Genomic DNA, 23,154 nt, shown 5'->3' on the forward strand with positions numbered 1-23,154 from the left:
GACGCAAAGGAAGCAAGAAAATGGGACTGTTTGATTACAAAAATGCCGGCAGTGAGGCCGGCAAGGCGTTGTACTCCGACGCGATCGCGCTGGCGCTGTACGCGTATACGCCTACCGGCCAGCCACTCCCGGCGACCGCCTGGGCTATCAGGGCAAGGTTGGCACCCAAGGTACCTTCTATGGCGAGAAGGACGGCTTCACCAGCGCCGAAGCCGAAATCCTCGGTAAATACGACGGGGCCGGGAACCTGATCGGCCTGGGCATCGCCTTCCGTGGCACCGGTGGCCTGGGGTACAGCGACACCTTCGGCGACATGAAAAACAACCTGTTGGCCGCAGTCGGCCCGGTGGATTATGCGAGCAACTACGCGAAAAACGCTTTCGACAGCCTGCTCAAGAACGTCGCTGCATTCGCCATCGCCCACGGCCTGAGTGCCAGGGACGTTGTGGTCAGCGGGCATAGCCTTGGCGGTTTGGGGGTCAACAGCCTGGCGGAGTTGAGTGGCAATGACTGGGGCGGTTTCTTCAAGGACGCCAACTACATCGCCTTCGCTTCGCCAACCCAAAGCGCCACCGGCAACAATGTGCTCAACATCGGTTATGAGAACGACCCGGTGTTTCGGGTGCTCGACGGCACTACCTTCAGCAGTGGCTCACTGGGCAAGCACGATGGTCATCAGGATTCAGCGACCAACAACGTCGTCAACTTCAATGACCAGTACGCCTCCACCGCGCAGAACCTGGTGCCCTTCAGCATTCTCAACCCGCTGAACTGGTCGGCCCATGGATCGCCGGGTTACGCCGACGGACTGAACCGGGTGATCGACTCTGCCTTCTATGACCTGACCGGGAAGGATTCGACCCTGATCGTCTCCAACCTGTCGGCGTCGTCTCGCGGCGCCACCTGGGTCGAGGACCTCGGGCGCAGTGGCGAGCCGCACACGGGCAGCACGTTTATCATCGGCACCGACAGCGCCGATTGGCTCAAGGGCGGCGCCGGCAATGACTTCATCGAAGGCCGGGACGGCAACGACCGTTTCCGCGACGACGGCGGCTTCAACATACTTTTGGGCGGCAAGGGCAACAACACGTTCGAACTGCTCAAGCCACTGCAGAACTTCAGCTTCGCCAACGATGGCGATGGCACGCTGTTCGTGCGTGACGCCTATGGCGGCATCAGCATGACCCGGGACATCGGCGCGCTGGTGAGCCAGGAGTCCGGATCATGGTGGAGCACCAGGGACATCACCTGGACCGTCACCGGCAACGGCCTGCTCAACGGCAACGAACTGACCCGCTACAGTCATTCGCTCAACGGCGATGCCCTCGGTAATACGCTGTTGGCCGACGCCCAGGGCGACTGGCTGTTCGGCAACGGCGGCGATGACGTATTGCGCAGCGACAAGGGCCACGTGACCTTCGTCGGCGGCAACGGCAACGACGTGATGCATTCCACCGGGGACGGCAGCAATACCTTCCTGTTCAGCGGCGCTTTCGGATTTGATGCGATCAATGGCTACCAAGGCAGTGACACCCTGGTGTTCATGGGCGTTGAAGACGCGGGGCAGGGCTATGACTACCGACAGCATGTCTCCCAGGCCGGTCAAGACACGGTGCTGAAGGTTGGCGACTTTTCCGTGACCCTGGTCGGGGTGGGGCTGGATAACCTGTCGACTTCCGGTTTTGTGTTTGCCTGACAGATTTTTGTAACAGCACTGGAGGCTCCGGGCATCTCGCGATCGAGGTGTCCCGGCTGTGAGCTATCTCTGACAATTCCAACAAAGAGAGAGGCAATACCCATGGGTGTGTACGACTACAAGAACCTTGGTACAGAAGACGCCAAAGCGTTGTTCACCGACGCGATGGCAATCACGCTGTACTCCTATCACAACCTCGACAACGGCTTTGCCACCGGTTACCAGCACAACGGTTTCGGCGTGGGCCTGCCGGCAACGTTGGTGACCGCGCTGATTGGCGGCACCGACTCCCAAGGGGTGATTCCCGGTATCCCCTGGAACCCCGATTCGGAAAAGGCCGCACTGGACGCGGTACAGAAAGCCGGTTGGACACCCATCACCGCCGCGCAGCTGGGTTATGACGGCAAAGTCGATGCACGGGGAACCTTCTTCGGTGAAAAGGCCGGCTATACCAGCGCCCAGGTGGAAATCCTCGGTAAATACGACGCCCAAGGGCACCTCACGGAAATCGGCATCGCCTTTCGCGGCACCAGTGGCCCTCGTGAAAGCCAGATCAGTGACTCCATCGGCGATGTCATCAATGACCTGTTGGCGGCATTGGGTCCACAGGATTACGCGAAAAACTATGTGGGTGAAGCGTTCGGCAAGCTGCTCGCCGACGTCGCGGCTTTTGCCCGGGCCAACGGGTTGTCCGGTAATGACGTGCTGGTCAGTGGTCACAGTCTCGGCGGGCTGGCAGTCAATAGCCTGGCGGATTTGAGCCGCGAAAAATGGGGCGGTTTCTTCCAGGATTCCAACTACATTGCGTACGCCTCGCCAACTCAAGGCAGCAGCGACAAAGTGCTGAACGTCGGCTATGAAAACGATCCAGTGTTCCGCGCGCTGGACGGTTCGGCGTTCAACCTGGCATCGGTCGGTGTGCACGATGCCGATCAAGCCTCGGCCACCAACAACATTGTCAGCTTCAATGACCACTACGCGTCGACCGCATGGAATCTGCTGCCGTTTTCCATCCTCAACATTCCGACCTGGATTTCCCACTTGCCGACCGGTTATGGCGACGGCATGACCCGGGTGCTGGAGTCACGGTTCTACGACCTCACCAGCAAAGACTCGACCATTGTTGTTGCCAACCTCTCGGACCCGGCGCGGGCCAACACCTGGGTCCAGGACCTGAACCGCAATGCCGACATCCACAAAGGCAGCACTTTCATTATCGGCAGTGACGGCAACGACCTGATCCAGGGCGGCAAGGGCAACGACTATCTGGAAGGCCGCGACGGCAACGACACCTTCCGTGATGCCGGTGGCTACAACGTCCTTTTGGGCGGCAACGGGCACAACGTGCTCGACTTGCAGCAGTCGGTGAAAAACTTCGACTTTGCCAACGACGGCGCCGGCAACCTGTACATCCGCGATGCCAATGACGGCATCAGTATCACCCGTGACATCGGCAGCATCATGAGCAAGGAGCCGGGCTTTTTATGGGGGCTGGTCAAGGATGACGTGACCCACAGCGTCACCGCAAACGGGCTGGCGGACGGCAACCAGCTGACCCGGTACGAGTCGTCGATAAAGGGGGGCATGGGGAACGATACGCTCAAGGCGCAGGCGGTCGGCGATTGGTTGTTCGGTCTCGACGGCAACGATCATTTGATCGCAGGCAAGGGCAACGACGTCTTGATCGGCGGGGCCGGCAACGACCTGCTGGAATCGGGGGGCGGGATCGATACGTTCCTGTTCAACGGCGCGTTTGGTCACGACCGGGTGTTGGGCTATCAGTCGAACGACAAACTGGTGTTTCTCGGGGTACAGGGTGTTACGCCGGCCGACGACTTCCGGGACCATGCCACCGTGGTGGGGCAGGATACCGTGCTGACGTTTGGCAATGATTCAGTGACATTGGTCGGGGTCGGGCTGGACAGTTTGTCGGGTGCGGGGTTTGTGATCGCCTGATGGTGAGTTGGCGCCGGTAAGGGCCTCTTCGTCGGAGCGCCGCCCGGACCAGGCCCGCTCCCGCAAGGTTGGCGCATACCCTGTGGGAGCGGGCTTTCCCGCGATGAACGATAACGCGAAATTCAGTCTTCCCTGCGAATCGTGGCCACTTCATCAGCCTTGACTTTCACTTTCGCCCCGGAAATATCTTCGAACTCGAAGAAGCCATCCTTTGTCTTGGTTTCCGGCATGTCCTTGGTCAAATACTGGGTGCCGTTCTGCAGGGTCACCACCGTTGGCGTCGAGCAACCGGCCAGCATCAGCAGGGCCGCCGCCGCCAAGGGCAAGCCCAATGTCTTGATGTCCATAATCACCTCCCGTACGTTTTGAAGCAGCACCATCAGCTCGAGGCTGTCACCGTTTCTCTCTGGCGGTTGGTGCCGCCCGGGGGCAGAAAGTTCTACTGCCCGGAAAAAATACCGTACAGCGCCGCCATTTATCCTTTTCCGATTGCGCCGCGCAGGGCGGAACTGGTATCTGTACGCATAACCAGTATTCGCTCGCCATGGCCCATTTCCCTGTGACTGCAAATCCCCTCGACGATCCGTTCTACTACTTGAACAACTTCATGCAAGTGCTTGATTGGCTTGAGCAGCGCTCAAGCGATTTGTTGAGCGTCGAAGAGCAGCGCTTCACACATGAGTTTAAGCGGTTGCCCCGTGAATCGCAGGCGCTGCTGGTCAGAATGGTGATGCGCAAAGGCGTTCATTTCAGGGCGAGCAAGCTGCATTACGACGAAATCGGCGATATCGGCACCGCCGCCGGCCCGCTGCTCGAGCTGCGTTGGGTCGAAGGGCAAATGCCCATCGCCATCGACGAACTGTTCGAGGTGCTGCTCAAGGCAGAAATCCTCCAGGCCTTTGGCCCGGTCATCGATCAACCCAAAGGCAGGAAAGCCGATTGGTTGCCGGCGCTGTGCGAGCAGTTTCCCCAGGTGCAAAGCTTCAACGACTGGTGTCCGAGCCTGGACGAGCGTCTGTTCAGCCTGACCATCATGCAATTGTGCGATCGCCTGCGCCTGATGTTTTTCGGCAACCTGTATCAGGACTGGTCGGAGTTCGTATTGGCCGACCTCGGTATCTACACCTACGAAAAAGTCGAATTCTGTGCCGAGTCCCGTGGCTTGCGCAGCCGCGAAGACGTGGATGCCTGCGTCCTCCTGCACGCATACCAGCAACAATTCGAGGCCGGTGAAGCGCTGGAAGAGGTGGCCGAGCGGATCAAGGGCCTGGCGCTGGACAATCCGTGGTTGCAGCGCCGGCGCGGCAAGCTGCTGTTCCAGATGGCCCAGTACTGCGAACGCATCGCCGATTTCTCCATGGCCCTGAACCTGTACCGCGAATGCGCTTTTCCCGGCGCGCGTGCGCGGCTCATTCGCGTGCTGGAACGCAGCGGCCAGTTTGAACAGGCGATGGACCTGGCCGTGCAGGCCGAACAGGCACCGCAAAGCGCCGCGGAACACCAACAGTTGCTCCGCGTCCTGCCACGTCTGCGGCGCAAGCTCGGCGGGCCGCCCATCAAGCGGGCAGCGCCTCGGGAAATGCAGCGCCTGGACCTGCAATTGCCCAGGACAGACCCGGCATTATCGGTCGAGTTCTATGTTCAGGCGCATCTGGCGCAAGATTCGGCGCCGGTGCACTACGTGGAAAACAGCCTGGTCAATTCATTGTTTGGCCTGCTGTGTTGGCCCGCGATCTTCGCTCCTTTGCCGGGGGCGTTTTTTCACCCGTTCCAGCGCGGGCCGGTGGATTTGCTCAGCGAAGACTTCCATGTCCGCCGGGCCGAACTGTTTCAGGCTTGCCTGGCCGAACTCGACGACGGGCGCTACCGGCAGACCATCCGCGAACGTTATGCCACCAAGTGGGGCGTGCAGTCGCCGTTCGTGTACTGGAGCGTGCTCAGCGAAGAGTTGCTGGAGCAAGCCCTCGATTGCCTCCCGGCCGAGCACCTCAAGCACTGGTTCAACCGCCTCTTGCTGGACATCAAGGCCAATCGCGCCGGCATGCCGGACCTGATCCAGTTCTGGCCGCAGCAAAAGACCTACCGCATGATCGAGGTCAAGGGCCCGGGCGATCGCCTGCAGGACAACCAGTTGCGCTGGCTGGAGTTCTGTCATGAGCACCAGATGCCCATCGCCGTGTGCTACGTGCAATGGGCGGAGCAGGGCGATTGAGCTACAGCATCGCGGTGCGGGCGCTGTGCGAGTTCACCGCCAAGGCCGGCGACCTCGACCTGCGCTTCACACCGTCACCGACCGCGCTGGAAGGTATCGTCGGGCACCGTACGGTGGCCTCGCGGCGCAGCGAGGGTTACCAAAGCGAAATTGCCCTTGAGGGCCAGTATCAAACCTTGACGGTCAAGGGCAGGGCGGATGGCTATGACCCCGGGCAAAACTGCCTGGAGGAGGTCAAGACCTACCGCGGCGACTTGAGCAAACAACCGGCCAACCACCGCCAATTGCATTGGGCCCAGGCCAGGATCTACGGCTGGTTGATGTGTCGGAAACTGCACCTCTCGCGGATCAGTCTGGCACTGGTGTATTTCGACATCGTCAGTGAAAAGGAGACCTGCCTGGTCGAGTCTTTCGACGCCATCGAGCTGCAACAGTTCTTCGAACGGCATTGCGCGCAGTTCCTGCAATGGGCCGAACAGGAAGTCGCCCATCGAGAAGGGCGCAATCTGGCTGCGCAGGGCCTGGCCTTTCCCCATGCCGGTTTTCGACCGGGGCAGCGTCATCTGGCCGAATCGGTGTTCAAGGCCGTCAGCACGGGGCGCTGCCTGATGGCCCAGGCGCCCACGGGCATCGGCAAGACCCTGGGCACCTTGTTCCCGATGATCAAGGCGCTGGCGCCGCAGCAACTGGACAAGGTGTTCTTCCTTACGGCGAAAACCCCGGGACGGCAACTGGCCCTGGACGCCGCGCATGTGATGCTTGCCAGCGCCGATGCGCCGCCGTTGCGGGTGCTGGAGATGATCGCCCGGGACAAGGCCTGCGAACATCCGGACAAAGCCTGCCACGGCGAGTCCTGCCCACTGGCCCGGGGGTTCTACGATCGCCTGCCCGCCGCACGGCAGGCGGCCAGTCAACTGAGCCTGTTGAACCAGAGCGCCTTGCGCGAGGTCGCCCTGGCGCACGATGTCTGCCCGTATTACCTGAGCCAGGAAATGGCGCGTTGGGCCGACGTGGTGGTTGCCGACTACAACTATTATTTCGATTTCAGCGCGTTGCTGTTTGGTCTGGCCCAGGCCAACAACTGGAAGGTCGCGGTGCTGGTCGACGAAGCCCACAACCTGGTGGAACGCGGCCGGCAGATGTACAGCGCCAGCCTCGACCAGGCGACCTTCAACGGCGTGCGCAAAACCGCGCCCGAAGCGCTGAAAAAACCGATGCAACGGGTCAGCCGCGAGTGGAATGCCCTGCATAACGCGCAAACCGGCGCCTATCAGGCCTATGACAAAGCGCCGGAAAAGCTCCTGCAGGCGCTGTCATCGTGCAGCGCCAACATCGGTGACTACCTCAACGAGCACCCTCAAGGCCTGGATAGCGCACTGCAGGGATTTTACTTCGACATGCTGCACTTTTGCCGGGTCGCCGAACTGTTCGATGAGCAGTTCCTGTTCGACATCAGCAAGCGCGACCTCGAGCGCCAGCGCAACCTCTCGCAACTGTGCCTGCGCAATGTAGTCCCCGCCGGCTTCATCCGCCCGCGCCTGACCGCCGCGCGTAGCACGGTGCTGTTTTCCGCGACCCTCAGCCCCCGGCACTATTACGCCGATTTACTGGGAGCGCCGCAGGACACGGTGTGCATCGACGTCGAGTCGCCGTTTCACGCCGATCAACTGCAAGTGCACATCGTCGACCAGATCTCCACGCGGTTCGTACATCGCCAGTCCTCTCTCGAACCGATCGTGGACTTGATCGCCAGACAGTTCTGCAAACGCCCCGGCAATTACCTGGCGTTTTTCAGCAGTTTCGATTACTTGCAGCAGGTGGCGCAGTTACTCGCCGAGAAACATCCGAATATCAGTCAGTGGTCGCAGTCCCGAGGCATGGGCGAAGCGCAGCGTCAGCAGTTTCTCGATCAATTCCACGTCGAAGGCCAGGGCGTCGGCTTTGCGGTATTGGGCGGGGCCTTTGGTGAAGGCATCGATTTGCCCGGCGCCAGGCTGATCGGCGCGTTTATCGCCACGCTGGGGCTGGCGCAACTCAATCCGGTAAATGAGCAACTGAAACGGCGCATGGCCGCCATTTTCGGTGCCGGTTATGACTACACCTACCTTTATCCCGGCGTACAGAAAGTGGTTCAGGCCGCTGGACGGGTCATCCGTACGCAACAGGATCAAGGAGTGGTGATGTTGATCGACGACCGTTTTGGCGAGCACAAGGTCAGGCAATTACTGCCGCGCTGGTGGTCGATTGCGCCAACGAATTCTCGCTCTGCGCCGTAGGAATCTTTACCTTTAAAAACAAATACATACCTTGATCAAAACAACGAATTGAACAATCAACGCCAGCACGCTTTATTGGAGAGGCTAGATATCACAACCCAATTCTTTGATAAGGAAATCAAGGTATGTCAGAAGCACCGAAATACAACTATTCCTCAGACGACGTGATCAAGGCGTTCGACGAAATCTTCCCTGCGCTCTTCGTCGGCAAAACTGCTGAAGCCATCCCAAAGTTGCTGATCACCGCCGGAGTGGAGGGCTCGGGCAAGACTTACTTGTTGGAAAAAAGCTTGCTGCCATCCGGGAATTACGGGAACTACATTCGACTGTACCTGCCTGAATATCGAAAAAAACACCCGCATTACGCCGACATGATCAAGCTCGGCGTTTTGCACGCCTACGAACATACAGAAGCGTTTGCCAGGGAACTCGGTGAGAAAATCTTCGCCAACGCGCTTTCTCAAAGATGCAACATCATCATGGAGTGCGCGTTCGATGACATCGGTTTTGCCGGATTGGCAAAATTTGTTCCCGGTTATCAACTCGAAGTCCATGTCGTGGGCTGCAATCACGCGTTCGCCCATCTGTCCAGCATCAAAAGAGCATTCTCCAGCCTGGAAAAGCAGGAGATGGAACGGTTTGTCAGCTATTCGAGACTCGAATCGAGCATCAGTAACGCCCCTGCGGTTCTCGTTGCGTTCGAGTTCATCGCAAAGACAGTGAGTGGCTCGCAAATCTTCCTGTACGAGCGCGGTCTGGGCACGCTGAGCGAACGGGTACTGCGTGCTCACAGCACCTATACCCTGGACCCAAATGGGAATCTGAACGAAGTTTCAACGTTGCTGCCATATGCGTACAGGGCCTATGACACTATCCTCAGAAGGTCCGTCTATTCGATGGAGGAGCGTGACGAGATGGTCAGGGAATGTCATCTGCAGCTGCTTAAAACCAGCAAATATGACAAACAGGTTCCCGATTTTGTCTACAACGACCTTTACTCCTATATCACCAAATACGTGTATCGCTAAGCCGGGATTGCAGGCTATGAAGCAAACTGCCGCAGTCATGGCTTTCCAAATTGGCAGTTTGTCTCATACTCCAGAAAAACAATCATGACGCGAGAACTCAATGAGCGAGGATCGAAACAGGCCGAGTACCGTTGAGGACAAGCGCTTTCGCCTGTTGATCGATGCAGTGATCGACTATGCGATCTACATGATTGATCCCGACGGCATCATTACCAGCTGGAACGCCGGCGCCAGGCGTTTCAAGGGCTACGAGGAAGCCGAGATCCTCGGTCAGCATTTCTCGCGCTTCTACACCGATGACGATCGCCGTGCTGGCTTGCCCCAGCGGGCACTGGACACGGCGATTCGTGAAGGGCGTTTCGAGGGCGAAGGCTGGCGGGTACGCAAGGACGGCACACATTTTTGGTGCCATGTGGTCATTGATCCGATCTTCGACCCGTCGGGTACGTTGCTCGGTTTCGCCAAAATCACCCGGGACCTGACCGATCGCAAAATGGCCGAGGAAGTCCTCAAGCAAAGCGAGCAGCAGTTTCGCCTGCTGGTGCAGAGCGTTACCGACTATGCGATCTACATGCTTTCTCCGGACGGCCGGGTGAGCAACTGGAACCCCGGCGCCCAGCGCATCAAGGGTTACTTGCCGGAAGAGGTCATTGGCCAGCATTTTTCGATGTTCTACACCCCGGAGGATCGCGATGCCCGCGAGCCACAACGGACGCTGGAAATCGCCGTTCGTGAAGGGCGCTTTGAAAACAAGGGCTGGAGGATGCGCAAGGATGGTACGCGGTTCCTCGCCCATGTCATCGTCGACCCGATCTGGGGCGACACCGGCACATTGCTCGGTTTTGCCAAGATCACCCGGGACATCACTGAAGTCACCCAGGCGCAGCAGGCGCTGGAGCAAACCCGTGAGGCCTTGTTCCAGGCGCAGAAAATGCAGGCCATCGGCCAGCTCAGCGGCGGGATCGCCCACGACTTCAACAACCTGCTGACGGTGATCCTCGGCAATCTGGAAATCGTGCGCAAACGGGTGACGGATGACCCCAAAATAACCCGCCTGATCGACAACGCCACCCAAGGTGCCTTGCGCGGTGTATCCCTGACCCAGCGCATGCTGGCGTTTGCCCGACGCCAGGAGCTCAAGTCGGTACCTGTGCGGATACCGGCGTTGGTGGAAGGCATTTCCGGGCTATTGCGCAGCTCCCTGGGGCCTTCGGTGAAAGTCGAAACACGCTTTCCCGAGGATCTTGAACCGGTGATGGCGGACATCAATCAACTGGAACTGGCCGTACTGAACCTGGCGACCAACGCCCGCGACGCCATGCCCCACGGCGGGACCATCATCTTCAGTGCCAGGACCGAGGAGGTCACCGGCGGCGCCTCATCATTGGCCGCGGGGCGTTATGTGTGCCTGAACATTGCCGATACCGGCGAGGGCATGGATGAAACCACGCTGGCCTCGGCGATGGACCCCTTCTTTACCACCAAGGGCGTCGGTAAAGGTACGGGCCTGGGGTTATCGATGGTCCACGGTTTTATCGAGCAACTGGGTGGGCGCTTCATCCTCAAAAGCAACAAGGATCAGGGTACGACGGCCGAGTTGTGGTTGCCGGTTGCCACCCGGGGTTCGGTGGCTGAGCCTGTAGCGCAAACGCAGACCGTGGAAGTGCCCCGCCTGTGCGTACTGGTGGTGGACGATGACAGTCTGGTGTTGACCAGCACCAGTCTGCTGCTCGAGGACCTCGGGCACCGGGTCATCAGTGCGCCTTCCGGAGCCAGGGCGCTGGAGCTGTTCGGCAGTGAACCGGATATCGATCTGGTGATCACCGACATGGCCATGCCACAGATGAGTGGCGCGCAACTGGCCAACGCCATCAGGCTCATTCGGCCGAGCGTGCCGATCATCCTCGCCACTGGTTTTGCCGAACGCCTGGAAGGCATTGCCGAGCGTCTACCTCGTTTGTCGAAACCCTTTACCCAGCTCAACCTGGTGGAAGTCATTGCCTTGGCGATGAAGTGACGCGGCGGTTATGCCGTTCATAGCGGGCAAGCATCGGCTGGGTGCTGATGCCGTGGACCAGAATGCTCAGGGCGACCACCGAGAGCGTCAGGTCGGCACACACCGTTGCCACTGAAGGCAGCAGACCGTGGTTCAAGGCATAGAAAAGGTAGTAGAAACTCCCGATGCCGCGAATTCCGAACCAGCCAATCAACCAGCGTTGCGGGCCATTGAGCAGCGAACCCCATGGCATCAGCCAGACCGTCAGCGGGCGAATCATCCCGAACAGCACCAACGCGACCAGCAACGCCCGCCAGTCCCAGTGCGCGATCAGCACAATACCGAGCAAGGTGACCAGAAAAACTTCCATGGCCCGTTCCACCAGGCTGCCGAACGACAGCATGTCGCCCATCATGATCCCGGCGGCGACTTGCGTGTCTTCCAGGTGCTCCACATTGCCGAGCACGGCCGCCTCGGGTTCGACATGCTGATGACCGACCACCGCTTGAACCAGGTGTTCGGCCGGTGTGTGGGCGTCACTGCTTGTCCTGACCTCGGCCCGGCGCAAGCCCAGGCCGGCGGCAAACACCGAGAGGAACCCGTAGCCGCCGATGGTTTCGGCCACGACGTAGGCCAGTGCGATCAAGGCCAGGGCAAGGTAGTCATTGGGGGAAAACGTGCTGTCGGCATTCTTGATGCGCATGATTAATGTCAGGTGACCAATACCGCGCCCCATCCAGTAACCGGTCAGCAGTCCGGCGGGCACGCCCCACAACAGGCGCTTGAAAAACCAGTCATCCAGACCGCTGCCAAAGCTGCCGTTTTGCTGCAAATACAACAGTCCCAGAATCACGAACGGAAAAGCGATTCCGTCGTTCAGTCCCGCCTCGCCCGAGAGCCCGAACCGCACCGGATCATCATCCTTGGCGTCATTGACCTGAACCAGCGAGGCCAGGACCGGATCGGTCGGCGCCAATATCGCCCCGATCAGCAGCGACGGCCCCCACGCCAGTCCGAAAGCGAAATGCAGCAGCAGGCAGACGCCGACAATGGTCAGCACCATCACCGGTCCCGCCAGGACGAACGCCACTCGCCATCGGCGATCACGAAGAGGAGGTCGCAGCTTGAGCCCGCAGACAAACAATGAAAACAGCACCGCGACTTCCGTCAGGTGCTCGATCCAGAACGCCGCCTCCTTGATATCCAGCCTGAGCATACCCAGGCCCGCCGGCCCGATGGCGATGCCCAGGACCAGGCACACCGCCGAAGTGGTGACCGGCATCCAGCGCAGGTACGACGAAGTCAGTGCCAGGGTCAGCAACACCGCGCCCAACACCGCCACCCAGGCAACGAAACTCATGGCTCAGATCCCGAAACAACCGTCAGTGCAGGGCTATAGGCTGTTGAGCATTGAAGGGCTGCATCGGTTCAATTATTACCTGCAGGAGTGAGCCTGCTCGCGATAGCGCCGTGTCAGGCAACACATTGCCGACTGACAGGACGCCATCGCGAGCAGGCTCACTCTCACAAGGGGATAGGTATGGCTAGAGGGGGCGGGTCAGGCCTTGAGATGGCGCAAACTGCGCTCCATCCGCGCAATGCCTTCTTCCAGCAGCGACCTTGGGCAGCCGAAGTTCAGGCGCACGAACTGTTTGCAGCCATTGCCGAAGTCCAGGCCGGCGCTCAAACCCACCTTGGCCTGTTCGAGGAAAAACTGCTGCGGGTCGTCCAGCCCCAGTGCCGTGCAGTCGAGCCACGCCAGGTAGGTGCTTTGCGGCAGGTTCATGGTGATGCCCGGCAGGCGGGTGTGTACGGCCTCGGCCAGGTAATCCCGGTTGCCTTGCAGGTAGACCTTCAGCTCGGCGAGCCATGGCGCGGCTTCGCTGTAGGCGACGCGGGTGGCTTCCATGCCCAGCGGATTGACGCTGTCGACCATGCCGCAACGGGCGTGGTTGACCTTCTCGCGCAGGTGGCGGTCCTGGATGATCATGAAGGAGGTCTTCAGGCCGGCGATGTTGTAGGCCTTGCTCGCCGACATCAAGGTGATGGTGCGCTGGGCGACCTGTGGGCTCAGGGTCGCCATCGGAATGTGCTGGCGGCCGTCGAAGCACAACTCGGCGTGGATCTCGTCGGAAATGATCCAGGCATCATGCTCAAGGCAAATGTCGGCAATGGCTTGCAGCTCTGCCCGGGGGAAGGCCTTGCCCAGCGGGTTATGCGGGTTGCTCAGCAGCAGTGCGCCACCACCTTGCAGCGATTGGCTCAGGGTATCCAGCGGCGTGGTGTAGGTGCCGTCGGCTTGCGCATCGAAATTCAGTTCGACCTTGTTCAGCCCCCAATGCCCGGGCGCATGACGCAGCGGTGGGTAGTTCGGCACCTGCACAACGACATTCTGTGGCGCCTGCACCAGTGCCTTCAGTGCCATGTTGAAGCCGGACTCGACGCCCGGCAGGAATATCAGCTCCTGGGGCTCGACGCGCCAGGCGTACTTGTTCCAGAGGTCGGCAACGATTGCCTCGCGCAGGTCATCCTGGGCCACGCTGTAGCCGACCATCGGGTGTTCCAGTCGTTTTTGCAGGGCCTGGATGATCATCGGCGGCGCGGCGAAATCCATGTCGGCGACCCACATCGGCAACACATCGGCGGGGTAGCGGCTCCACTTGGTGCTGCCGGTGTTGTGGCGGTCGAACACCTGATCAAAATCGAAAGTCATGCGGGGTCTCGTAACGGCAGGTTGGTTATGGCGCCATGATAAGCGCCAACCCCCTGTAGGAGCGAGCTTGCTCGCGATGGAGTGTCAGTCGACACTCACTCAGCTGATACACCATCGCGAGCAAGCTCGCTCCTACAGTGGGTAGTGTCTGGAGGGCCGACGGTCGGCTGTCATGGTGAATTCGACAGCATTGACTACAGTTTGTAGTGTCGGCAGCCAGACTGCCGCGACCGTGGTTGTTCGAAAAAACCCGGCCATGTACCGGGTTCCACCTGATCAGGAGTGCACGATGGATCTCAGCCGTCGTCAGTTCTTCAAGGTCGCCGGCATCGGCCTTGCAGGCTCTAGCCTGGGTGCGTTGGGCATGGCCCCAACGCTTGCCTTTGCCGAACAGGTGCGTCACTTCAAGCTCGCCCACACCCATGAAACCCGCAACACCTGCCCGTATTGCTCGGTCGGTTGCGGCTTGATCATGTACAGCCAGGGCGATACGGCGAAGAATGTCGCGCAAAACATCATCCACATCGAAGGTGACGCCGACCACCCGGTCAACCGCGGCACCCTTTGCCCTAAAGGCGCAGGCCTGCTGGACTTCATTCACAGCCCCGGCCGCCTGCAATACCCGCAGGTGCGCAAACCCGGCAGCACCGAATGGACCCGCATCTCCTGGGATGAAGCGCTCGATCGCGTCGCCGACCTGATGAAGGCCGACCGCGACGCCAACTTCATCGAAAAGAACGCCGAAGGTCAAACGGTGAACCGCTGGCTGACTACCGGTTTCCTCGCGGCATCGGCGGCGTCCAACGAAGCCGGCTATATCACCCACAAGGTGGTGCGCAGTCTCGGCATGCTGGGGTTCGATAACCAGGCGCGTGTCTGACACGGCCCGACGGTGGCAAGTCTTGCCCCGACGTACGGCCGTGGTGCCATGACCAATACCTGGACCGATATCGCCAACGCGAATCTGGTCCTGGTGATGGGCGGCAACGCAGCAGAAGCGCATCCGTGCGGCTTCAAATGGGTGACCGAAGCCAAGGCGCACAACAAGGCGCGGCTGATCGTGGTCGACCCGCGTTTTACCCGGACCGCCTCGGTGGCCGACTATTACGCGCCGATTCGCACCGGCACCGACATTGCCTTCATGGGCGGGTTAATCAATTACCTGCTGACCGAGGACAAGATCCAGCACGAATACGTGCGCAACTACACCGACGTGTCGTTCATCGTCAAAGCCGGCTATGGCTTCGAGGACGGGATCTTCAGCGGCTACGACGCCGCCAAGCGCCTTTACACCGACAAGTCCGGCTGGGGCTATGAACTCGGTGAAGACGGTTTTGCCAAGGTCGACCCGACCCTGCAGGACCCACGCTGCGTCTATCAGTTGATGAAGCAGCATTACAGCCGCTACAGCAAAGAACTGGCGAGCCAGATCTGTGGCATGCCCGTCGATGCCATGCAAAAAATCTGGGAGGAAATCGCCACTTGCTCGACACCGGGCAAGACCATGACCATCCTCTATGCGCTGGGCTGGACCCAGCACTCGATTGGCGCGCAGATGATTCGCAGCGCGGCGATGGTGCAACTGCTGCTGGGCAACGTCGGCATGCCGGGCGGCGGCGTGAACGCCTTGCGCGGGCACTCCAACATCCAGGGGCTGACCGATCTGGGCCTGTTGTCCAACTCACTGCCGGGCTACCTCACGCTACCCGGCGATGCCGAACAGGACTACAACGCCTACATCGTCAAGCGCACGCAAAAGCCGTTGCGTCCGGGGCAACTGTCCTACTGGCAGAACTACGGCAAATTCCACGTCAGCCTGATGAAAGCCTGGTACGGCGCCAACGCCACGGCCGAGAACAACTGGGCCTACGACTACCTGCCGAAACTGGACATTCCCCAATACGACATCCTCAAGGTGTTCGACCTGATGGGGCAGGGCAAGGTCAACGGCTACATGTGCCAGGGCTTTAACCCCATTGCCGCATTGCCCGACAAGAACCGGGTGATGGCGGCGCTGGCCAAGCTGAAATGGCTGGTGGTGATGGATCCGCTGGCCACCGAGACCTCGGAGTTCTGGCAAAAGGTCGGGCCGTATAACGACGTGAACAGCGCCGACATCCAGACCGAAGTCATTCGCCTGCCCACCACCTGCTTTGCCGAAGAGGACGGTTCGCTGGTCAACAGCAGCCGCTGGCTGCAATGGCACTGGAAGGGCGCCGACGGACCGGGTGAAGCGCAGACCGATATCCGCATCATGAGCGAGCTGTTCATACGTCTGCGTCAGCGTTATCAGGCCAATGGCGGCAAATACCCCGACCCGATGCTCAAACTGTCGTGGCCGTACAAGATCCCCGAGGAACCTTCGCCGGAAGAGCTGGCCAAGGAAATCAACGGCTCCGCCACCACGGACTTCGCCGACGCGACGGGCGCGGCGATCAAGGCCAATGCGCAACTGGCCGGGTTCGGCCAGCTCAAGGACGATGGCAGCACGGCGTCCGGTTGCTGGATTTTCTGTGGCAGCTGGACTGAACTCGGCAACCAGATGGCGCGGCGCGACAACAACGATCCGTTCGGCATGCACCAGCATCAAGGCTGGGCCTGGGCCTGGCCGGCCAACCGGCGGATCCTCTACAACCGCGCCTCGGCGGACCTGCAAGGCAAGCCGTGGGATCCGAAAAAACGCCTGGTGTGGTGGAACGGCAAAGCCTGGGCCGGCACCGATGTGCCGGACTACAAAGCCGACGTGCCGCCGGAAGCGGGGATGAATCCGTTCATCATGAACCCCGAGGGCGTGGCGCGATTCTTCGCCGTCGACAAGATGAACGAAGGCCCGTTCCCCGAGCACTACGAGCCGTTCGAGACGCCGATCGGCATCAATCCGCTGCACCCGCAAAACAAGAAAGCCACCAGCAACCCGGCGGCGCGGATCTTCGATTCGGTGTGGGATTCCCTCGGCGTGGCCAAGGATTACCCGTACGCCGCGACCAGTTACCGGCTGACGGAGCATTTCCACTTCTGGAGCAAGCATTGCAAGCTCAACTCGATTACCCAACCGGAGCAGTTCGTGGAAATCGGCGAAGTGCTGGCCAAGGAAAAAGGCATCGTCGCCGGCGACCGGGTGCGGGTCAGCAGCAAGCGTGGCTTCATCGAAGCGGTGGCGGTGGTGACCAAGCGGATTCGTCCGCTGCAGGTCAACAATCAGGTGGTGCACCAGATCGGCATTCCGTTGCACTGGGGGTTCACCGGCCTTACGCGCCACGGTTACCTGACCAACACCCTGGTGCCGTTCCTCGGCGATGGCAACACCCAGACCCCGGAATCCAAGTCATTCCTGGTCAACGTGGAGAAAGTCTAAATGGCCAGCCAAGACATCATTGCCCGCTCGGCCACCACCACACCTGCGCCCTCAGTGCGCGGCATGGAGGAAGTCGCCAAGCTGATCGACACGACCAAATGCATCGGCTGCAAGGCCTGTCAGGTCGCCTGCTCGGAATGGAACGAGTTGCGTGACGAGGTCGGCCATAACTATGGCACCTACGACAATCCTCAGGATCTCACCGCAGAAACCTGGACATTGATGCGCTTCACCGAGCACGAGACCGAAGCCGGTAACCTGGAATGGCTGATCCGCAAGGATGGCTGCATGCACTGCGCAGAGCCCGGTTGCCTGGCGGCATGCCCCAGCCCGGGGGCGATCATCAAGCACGCCAATGGCATCGTCGATTTCGATCAGGATCATTGCATCGGTTGCGGCTATTGCATCACCGGGTGTCCGTTCAACATTCCACGGATCTCGCAAAAGGATCACAAGGCCTACAAATGCACCTTGTGCTCTGACCGGGTGGCGGTAGGGCTGGAGCCGGCCTGCGTGAAAACCTGCCCGACCGGTGCCATTGTGTTCGGCTCCAAGGACGACATGAAGGAACATGCGGCCGAGCGTATCGTCGACCTCAAGAGCCGGGGTTTTGAAAACGCCGGCCTGTACGACCCCGAAGGCGTTGGCGGTACCCACGTGATGTACGTGTTGCACCACGCCGATACGCCAAGGCTGTACGCCGGCTTGCCCGATCACCCGGCGATCAGTCCGTTGGTAGGGCTATGGAAGGGCATCAGCAAACCCCTGGCACTGTTGGCCATGGGCGCGGCGGTGCTGGCCGGGTTCTTCCACTACGTGCGCGTCGGTCCGCAAATCGTCGAAGAGGATGAACATCCGGAGCCGCCGGACAACGCCGTGCACGAAGTCGATCCATCGGTGCACACCTTCGATCCCCGAGGGGAGGGCAGGCCATGAGCGACAAGACGATCCTGCGCTACACCAGCAACCAGCGCACCAATCACTGGCTGGTGGCGATTCTGTTCCTCATGGCCGGATTGTCCGGGCTGGCGCTGTTCCACCCGGCGCTGTTCTGGCTGAGCAACCTGTTCGGCGGCGGGCCATGGACACGCATCCTGCACCCGTTCATGGGCGTGCTGATGTTCGTACTGTTCCTCGGCCTGGTGTTTCGCTTCTGGCGCGCCAACTACTTCATTGCCAATGATCGCCTGTGGCTAAGGCGCATCGACCGGGTGATGAAAAATGAAGAGGAGGGCGTCCCGCCCATCGGCAAATACAACCCCGGGCAGAAGCTGCTGTTCTGGACTTTACTGCTGTGCATGCTGGTGCTGTTGTTCAGCGGGCTGGTGATCTGGCGTGCGTACTTCAGCGAGTATTTCGGCATCACCACCATACGCTGGGCGATGTTGCTGCATGCACTGGCCGGTTTCGTGCTGATCCTGAGCATCATCGTGCACATCTATGCCGGCATCTGGATCAAGGGCTCGGTCAGCGCCATGTTGCACGGCAGGGTCAGCCGCGGCTGGGCCAGGAAACACCACGAACTCTGGTATCGCCAAGTGACTCAAGATGAGACCCGCGGCGAAGCGCCCAAACGACCGATCACCAAAAAGGGCTGACATTTGCCAACCATCCTTGAACCCGGAGAAATCGAAGCGGCGGCCAGTTCGCCGCCGTTTCTGTACATGCCACCGCATAACCTGTTCAGCCTGCGTGGCCAGCGCCTGGAAACGCTGGCCGAAGGGCACCCGATGGCCGATTACCTGCGCCTGATCGCCGGGTTGTGCCGGGTGCAGCAACAGGTGCTGGACGACCCGCCGCCAAGCGACCCCCTTGACCGACAACGCATCGAGTTGTGCCAGCAACACGGCTTGCCGCCGTTCGCGGCCGACAGCCTGGCGCGCGAAGACGATTGGCAGCCTTACCTCGATGCCTTGCTGCAGTGCTATAGCGCACCGTCACAATCCGCCGTGGCCGATGCCGTGGACACCTTGCGCCTGGTCGGTGCCGGGCAACGTCGCGCCTGGGCGGTGGCGCTGGTCAGTGGCCAGTATTCGCTGGTGCCAGCGGCGCTGGTGCCGTTTCTCGGTGCGGCGCTTCAAACAGCCTGGAGCCACTGGCTGTTGAGTACGCCGAACCTCGCGCTAACTCCCGGCGACAGCCTCAGCCAGTGCCCGGCCTGTGGCTCGCCGGCCATGGCCGGGGTCATCCGTCATCGCGGCAAGCACAACGGCTTGCGTTATCTGGTCTGCTCGCTGTGTGCCTGCGAGTGGCATGTGGTGCGGGTCAAATGCGTGTATTGCGAACAGAGCAAGGGCCTGGAATACCTCAGCCTTGAAGATGATCGCCATGCCGCCAACCAGGCGCCGTTGCGCGCCGAAGTCTGCCCCGGTTGCAACAGTTATCTGAAGTTGCTCTATCTGGAGAACGATGCGGACGCCGAAGCGTTGTCGGCAGACCTGTCCAGCCTGATGCTCGACATGCGCCTGACCCAGGACGGTTATCAGCGTCTGGCACCCAATCTGTTGCTGGCGCCGGGAGACGAATGACCGCAGCGTCTACACTCTGGCGCGAGGGCCATTCGTTTTCAGGAGCGCCAGATGTCTGCACGCAGTGCCAGCCAACCCCTGCGTCTACCTTCCATCGACAGTTTGTTGCGTCACCCCGCGTGCCGGCCGTTGGCCGAGCGCTATGGACGCGACGCCTTGCTGGGTGCCTTGCGGCTATTGCTGGAGGAACTGCGCGAAGGCGTACGGCAGGGTTTGCTCGAACCTGTGGAAGTCAGCGCCGACGTGCTGGCGGGCAGGGTCGGCGAGCGATTGGCAACCGAGCATCGCAGCCATGTGCGTCGGGTGTTCAACCTCACCGGCACGGTCTTGCATACCAATCTCGGCCGGGCGTTGTTGCCCAAGGAAGCGATTGAAGCGGTGCAAATGGCCGCGCGCTATCCACTCAACCTCGAGTTCGACCTGCGCAGCGGCAAGCGCGGAGATCGCGACGACCTGATCGAAGGCTTGATCCGCGAATTGACCGGCGCCGAAGCGGTGACCGTGGTCAACAACAATGCCGCAGCGGTGCTCTTGACCCTCAACAGCCTGGGCGCGCGCAAGGAAGGGATTATCTCCCGGGGCGAACTCATTGAAATCGGCGGTGCCTTCCGCATTCCCGACATCATGGCCCGCGCCGGGGTGAAGCTGGTTGAAGTCGGCACCACCAACCGCACCCATGCCCGCGACTACGAGACTGCCATCGGCCCGCGCAGCGGCTTGATCATGCGCGTGCATGCAAGCAACTACAGCATTCAAGGCTTCACCACGAGTGTGGCGACGGCTGAACTGGCGCAAATTGCCCACCAACATGGACTGCCATTGCTCGAAGATCTCGGCAGCGGCAGTCTGCTGGACTTGACCCGCTGGGGTTTGCCGGCAGAGCCGACGGTGCGTCAGGCCCTGCTCGATGGCGCGGACATCGTCACCTTCAGTGGCGACAAACTGCTCGGCGGACCACAGGCCGGGTTGATTGTCGGCCGCAAGGAACTGATCGCCAGGATCAAGAAAAATCCGCTCAAGCGAGCACTGCGGGTCGACAAAATGACCCTGGCCGCCCTGGAAGCGGTGCTGGGTTTGTACCGAAACCCGGACCGACTGGCCGAGCGTTTGCCGAGCCTGCGCCTGTTGACCCGGCCACAGGCCGAGATTCTCGCCCAGGCCGAGCGTTTGCGGCCGGCGCTTGCCCAAGTGCTGGGTGACGGCTGGAGCGTCAGTGCCATGCCGGCACTGGGCATGATCGGCAGCGGCAGCCAACCGGTGGCGAGGCTGGCCAGCGCAGCGCTGTGTCTGCGCCCGCTGACGTCCAAGCGCTTGCGCGGGCGCTCGTTGTTGACGCTGGAAGAAGCCTTTCGCGACTTGCCGATTGCGGTCCTGGGGCGCATCGACGATGACGCCCTGTGGCTGGACCTGCGGCAACTGGACGACGAGCCGGCATGGCTGGCGCAACTCGAACAATTACACGTGGAGGGCCGGGCAGGGTGATTGTCGGCACCGCAGGGCATATCGACCATGGCAAGACAGCGCTGCTCCAGGCGCTGACCGGTCAGGCGGGTGACCGGCGCCGCGAAGAGCGTGAGCGCGGCATGACCATCGACCTTGGCTACCTGTATGCCGAGCTGGAGGCGGATGCGCAGCTGACCGGGTTCATCGACGTTCCCGGCCATGAGCGCTTCACCCACAACATGCTGGCCGGAGCGCAGGGCATCGATCTGGTGTTGCTGGTGGTGGCCGCCGATGACGGGGTGATGCCGCAGACCCGCGAGCACCTGGCGATTGTCCAGTTGCTGGGCATCCCCCGGGCACTGGTGGCGATCAGTAAGTGCGACCGGGTCGACAGTGCCCGGGTACAGATCGTGCGTGAGCAGGTCCGTACCTTGCTGGCGCCCGGAGCGTATGCCGATGCGCCGCTGATTGCGCTGTCGAGCGTGACCGGCGAGGGCATCGAAACCCTGCGCCAACAATTGCTGCAAGCCCAGCGTGAAGTACAGCAGCGCAGCACTGAAGGCGGTTTTCGCCTGGCGATCGATCGGGCTTTCAGCGTGGCCGGGGCCGGTATCGTGGTGACCGGCACGGCACTGTCCGGCCAGGTCGCGGTGGGCGATACCCTGCTGTTGGGACCACAGGGCAAACCGGTGCGCATTCGCGGCCTGCACGCGCAAAACCAGGCCGCCGACCACGCTTTCGCCGGCCAGCGCGTGGCCTTGAACCTGAGTGCCGAACGGCTGGCCCTGGAACACATCCATCGCGGCCACTGGTTGCTCGCCGAAGGCCTGTATGCGCCCACCCGGCGCCTGGACATCGACATGCAACTGCTGGCCGGCGAACCCCGGGCTTTCGAACACTTTCAACCGGTGCACGTGCACCTCGGCACCCAGGACGTGACCGGGCGCGTCGCCTTGCTGGAAGGCACCAGCCTGGCGCCCGGTGGACGGATGTTTGCGCAACTGCTGCTCAACACAGCGGTGCATGCAGTGAAGGGGGATCCGCTGATCCTGCGTGACCAGAGTGCCCAACGAACCCTGGGTGGCGGCCGGGTGCTCGATCCGTTTGCCCCGGATCGGCAACGCCGCAGCCCCGAACGTCTGGCGCAACTGAGTGCGCTGGCGAACAGTGCCGGGCTGGAAGATGTTTTGCCGGCGTTGCTGGCCCACAGCGACACCGGACTCGATCCGCAGCGCCTGGAGCGGCAGTTCAACCGACCGCGCAGCAGTTGGGTGTTGCCCGCTGATGTGCGCCTGATCGATACCCGTCAAGGCCCATTGCTGTTCAGTGCAAGTCGCTGGGAATCGTTGAAAGCGCCCTTAGTGGATCAGCTCGCGCATTTCCATCAACTGGAACCGGATCAGATGGGGCCGGACCGGGATCGCCTGCGTCGATTCACCGGCAGCACGCTGGATCGCCCAACGTTTATCAGACTGCTCGACGAGTTGTTGGCCAGCGGCGACATCGCCAGCAGCGGCCCGTGGTTGCACCTGCCCGAACATCAGGTGCGCTTGAGCGAAGAGGACGAAACCCTGTGGCTACAATTGCAGCCGCTATTCGAACAGGCCGGATTCGACCCGCCCTGGGTGCGCAACCTGGGACATGACGAAGCAACCGTCCGTGCATTGCTGCGCAAAATGGCGCGCCTGGGCTTGATGCACCAGGTGGTACGCGACCTGTTTTACACCGACAGCATGATTCGCCGATTGGCGGCTATGCTGTTGCAACTGGCGGACGCCAACCCGGTGATTCAGGTGACGGCGTTTCGTGATGCGGTGGGCCTGGGGCGCAAGCGCAGCATTCAGATACTGGAGTATTTTGACCGTGTCGGCCTGACCCGGCGCTTTGGCGATCGTCGGCAGATTCGCCTGGACAGTGCGCTGGCCCAGCGAAATGAGCTTTGATTCAGAGG

At 61.0% G+C, this 23,154-nt stretch carries 14 protein-coding genes and 1 pseudogene; 12 read left to right on the plus strand and 3 right to left on the minus strand.

The window, feature by feature from the left end; genetic code table 11:
- Positions 1-20: 20 nt before the first annotated feature.
- Positions 21-1,696: pseudogene (locus tag AC1RS8_RS06020) on the plus strand (polyurethane esterase).
- A gap of 102 nt (positions 1,697-1,798) precedes the next feature.
- A complete protein-coding gene (locus AC1RS8_RS06025) occupies positions 1,799-3,652 on the plus strand; it encodes a polyurethane esterase (RefSeq protein ID WP_489338526.1) in 1,854 nt (617 codons plus the stop codon).
- Positions 3,653-3,774: 122 nt separating this feature from the next.
- On the opposite strand, the gene AC1RS8_RS06030 is transcribed toward AC1RS8_RS06025, so the two are convergent.
- Positions 3,775-3,999, minus strand: coding sequence for a YgdI/YgdR family lipoprotein (locus AC1RS8_RS06030; protein ID WP_057714802.1), 225 nt, complete (start codon positions 3,997-3,999; stop codon positions 3,775-3,777).
- A 197-nt stretch (positions 4,000-4,196) separates the two neighbouring features.
- Between AC1RS8_RS06030 and AC1RS8_RS06035 the strand changes: the two genes are divergently transcribed.
- From AC1RS8_RS06035 to AC1RS8_RS06050, 4 genes are all read left to right on the plus strand, one after another.
- Positions 4,197-5,864, plus strand: a complete 1,668-nt coding sequence (locus AC1RS8_RS06035) for a VRR-NUC domain-containing protein (RefSeq protein ID WP_489338525.1) — start codon at positions 4,197-4,199, stop codon at positions 5,862-5,864.
- The gene (locus AC1RS8_RS06040) at positions 5,861-8,140 is read left to right on the plus strand and encodes an ATP-dependent DNA helicase (RefSeq protein WP_489338524.1); all 2,280 of its coding nucleotides are present in this window, start codon (positions 5,861-5,863) and stop codon (positions 8,138-8,140) included. Before AC1RS8_RS06035 ends, AC1RS8_RS06040 begins: the two co-directional genes overlap by 4 nt.
- A 125-nt stretch (positions 8,141-8,265) precedes the next feature.
- The gene (locus tag AC1RS8_RS06045) at positions 8,266-9,168 is read left to right on the plus strand and encodes a zeta toxin family protein (RefSeq protein WP_057714805.1); all 903 of its coding nucleotides are present in this window, start codon (positions 8,266-8,268) and stop codon (positions 9,166-9,168) included.
- A gap of 100 nt (positions 9,169-9,268) precedes the next feature.
- Positions 9,269-11,185, plus strand: a complete 1,917-nt coding sequence (locus tag AC1RS8_RS06050) for a hybrid sensor histidine kinase/response regulator (protein WP_489338523.1) — start codon at positions 9,269-9,271, stop codon at positions 11,183-11,185.
- On the opposite strand, the gene AC1RS8_RS06055 is transcribed toward AC1RS8_RS06050, so the two are convergent.
- Together AC1RS8_RS06055 and AC1RS8_RS06060 are read right to left on the minus strand one after the other, a co-directional pair.
- Positions 11,163-12,524, minus strand: a complete 1,362-nt coding sequence (locus tag AC1RS8_RS06055; RefSeq protein WP_489338522.1) for a cation:proton antiporter — start codon at positions 12,522-12,524, stop codon at positions 11,163-11,165. The genes AC1RS8_RS06050 and AC1RS8_RS06055 overlap by 23 nt on opposite strands.
- A 198-nt stretch (positions 12,525-12,722) precedes the next feature.
- Positions 12,723-13,877 (minus strand): MalY/PatB family protein, encoded by a 1,155-nt coding sequence (locus AC1RS8_RS06060; protein WP_154909072.1) that lies wholly within the window; start codon positions 13,875-13,877, stop codon positions 12,723-12,725.
- Positions 13,878-14,166: 289 nt separating this feature from the next.
- Between AC1RS8_RS06060 and fdnG the strand changes: the two genes are divergently transcribed.
- The 6 genes from fdnG to selB are packed head-to-tail and all read left to right on the plus strand — an operon-like array spanning position 14,167 to position 23,146.
- On the plus strand, positions 14,167-17,232 hold the full coding sequence (gene fdnG, locus AC1RS8_RS06065) for a formate dehydrogenase-N subunit alpha (RefSeq protein WP_489338521.1): 3,066 nt from the start codon (positions 14,167-14,169) through the stop codon (positions 17,230-17,232).
- Positions 17,233-18,168 carry a formate dehydrogenase subunit beta gene (gene fdxH / locus AC1RS8_RS06070; RefSeq protein WP_489338520.1) on the plus strand — a complete coding sequence of 312 codons (936 nt, stop codon included), beginning with the start codon at positions 17,233-17,235 and terminating at the stop codon, positions 18,166-18,168.
- Entirely contained in the window at positions 18,165-18,830 is a 666-nt protein-coding gene (locus AC1RS8_RS06075; RefSeq protein WP_057714812.1) for a formate dehydrogenase subunit gamma, read from the plus strand. The genes fdxH and AC1RS8_RS06075 overlap by 4 nt, the downstream gene beginning before the upstream one ends.
- Before the next feature lie 3 nt (positions 18,831-18,833).
- Positions 18,834-19,760 carry a formate dehydrogenase accessory protein FdhE gene (gene fdhE, locus AC1RS8_RS06080; RefSeq protein WP_057714813.1) on the plus strand — a complete coding sequence of 309 codons (927 nt, stop codon included), beginning with the start codon at positions 18,834-18,836 and terminating at the stop codon, positions 19,758-19,760.
- 51 nt (positions 19,761-19,811) lie between these two features.
- On the plus strand, positions 19,812-21,242 hold the full coding sequence (gene selA, locus AC1RS8_RS06085) for an L-seryl-tRNA(Sec) selenium transferase (protein ID WP_489338519.1): 1,431 nt from the start codon (positions 19,812-19,814) through the stop codon (positions 21,240-21,242).
- Positions 21,239-23,146, plus strand: coding sequence for a selenocysteine-specific translation elongation factor (gene selB, locus AC1RS8_RS06090; RefSeq protein ID WP_489338518.1), 1,908 nt, complete (start codon positions 21,239-21,241; stop codon positions 23,144-23,146). The genes selA and selB overlap by 4 nt, the downstream gene beginning before the upstream one ends.
- Positions 23,147-23,154: the final 8 nt, after the last annotated feature.

The organism is Pseudomonas sp. GW821-FHT12A04, from assembly GCF_058807755.1.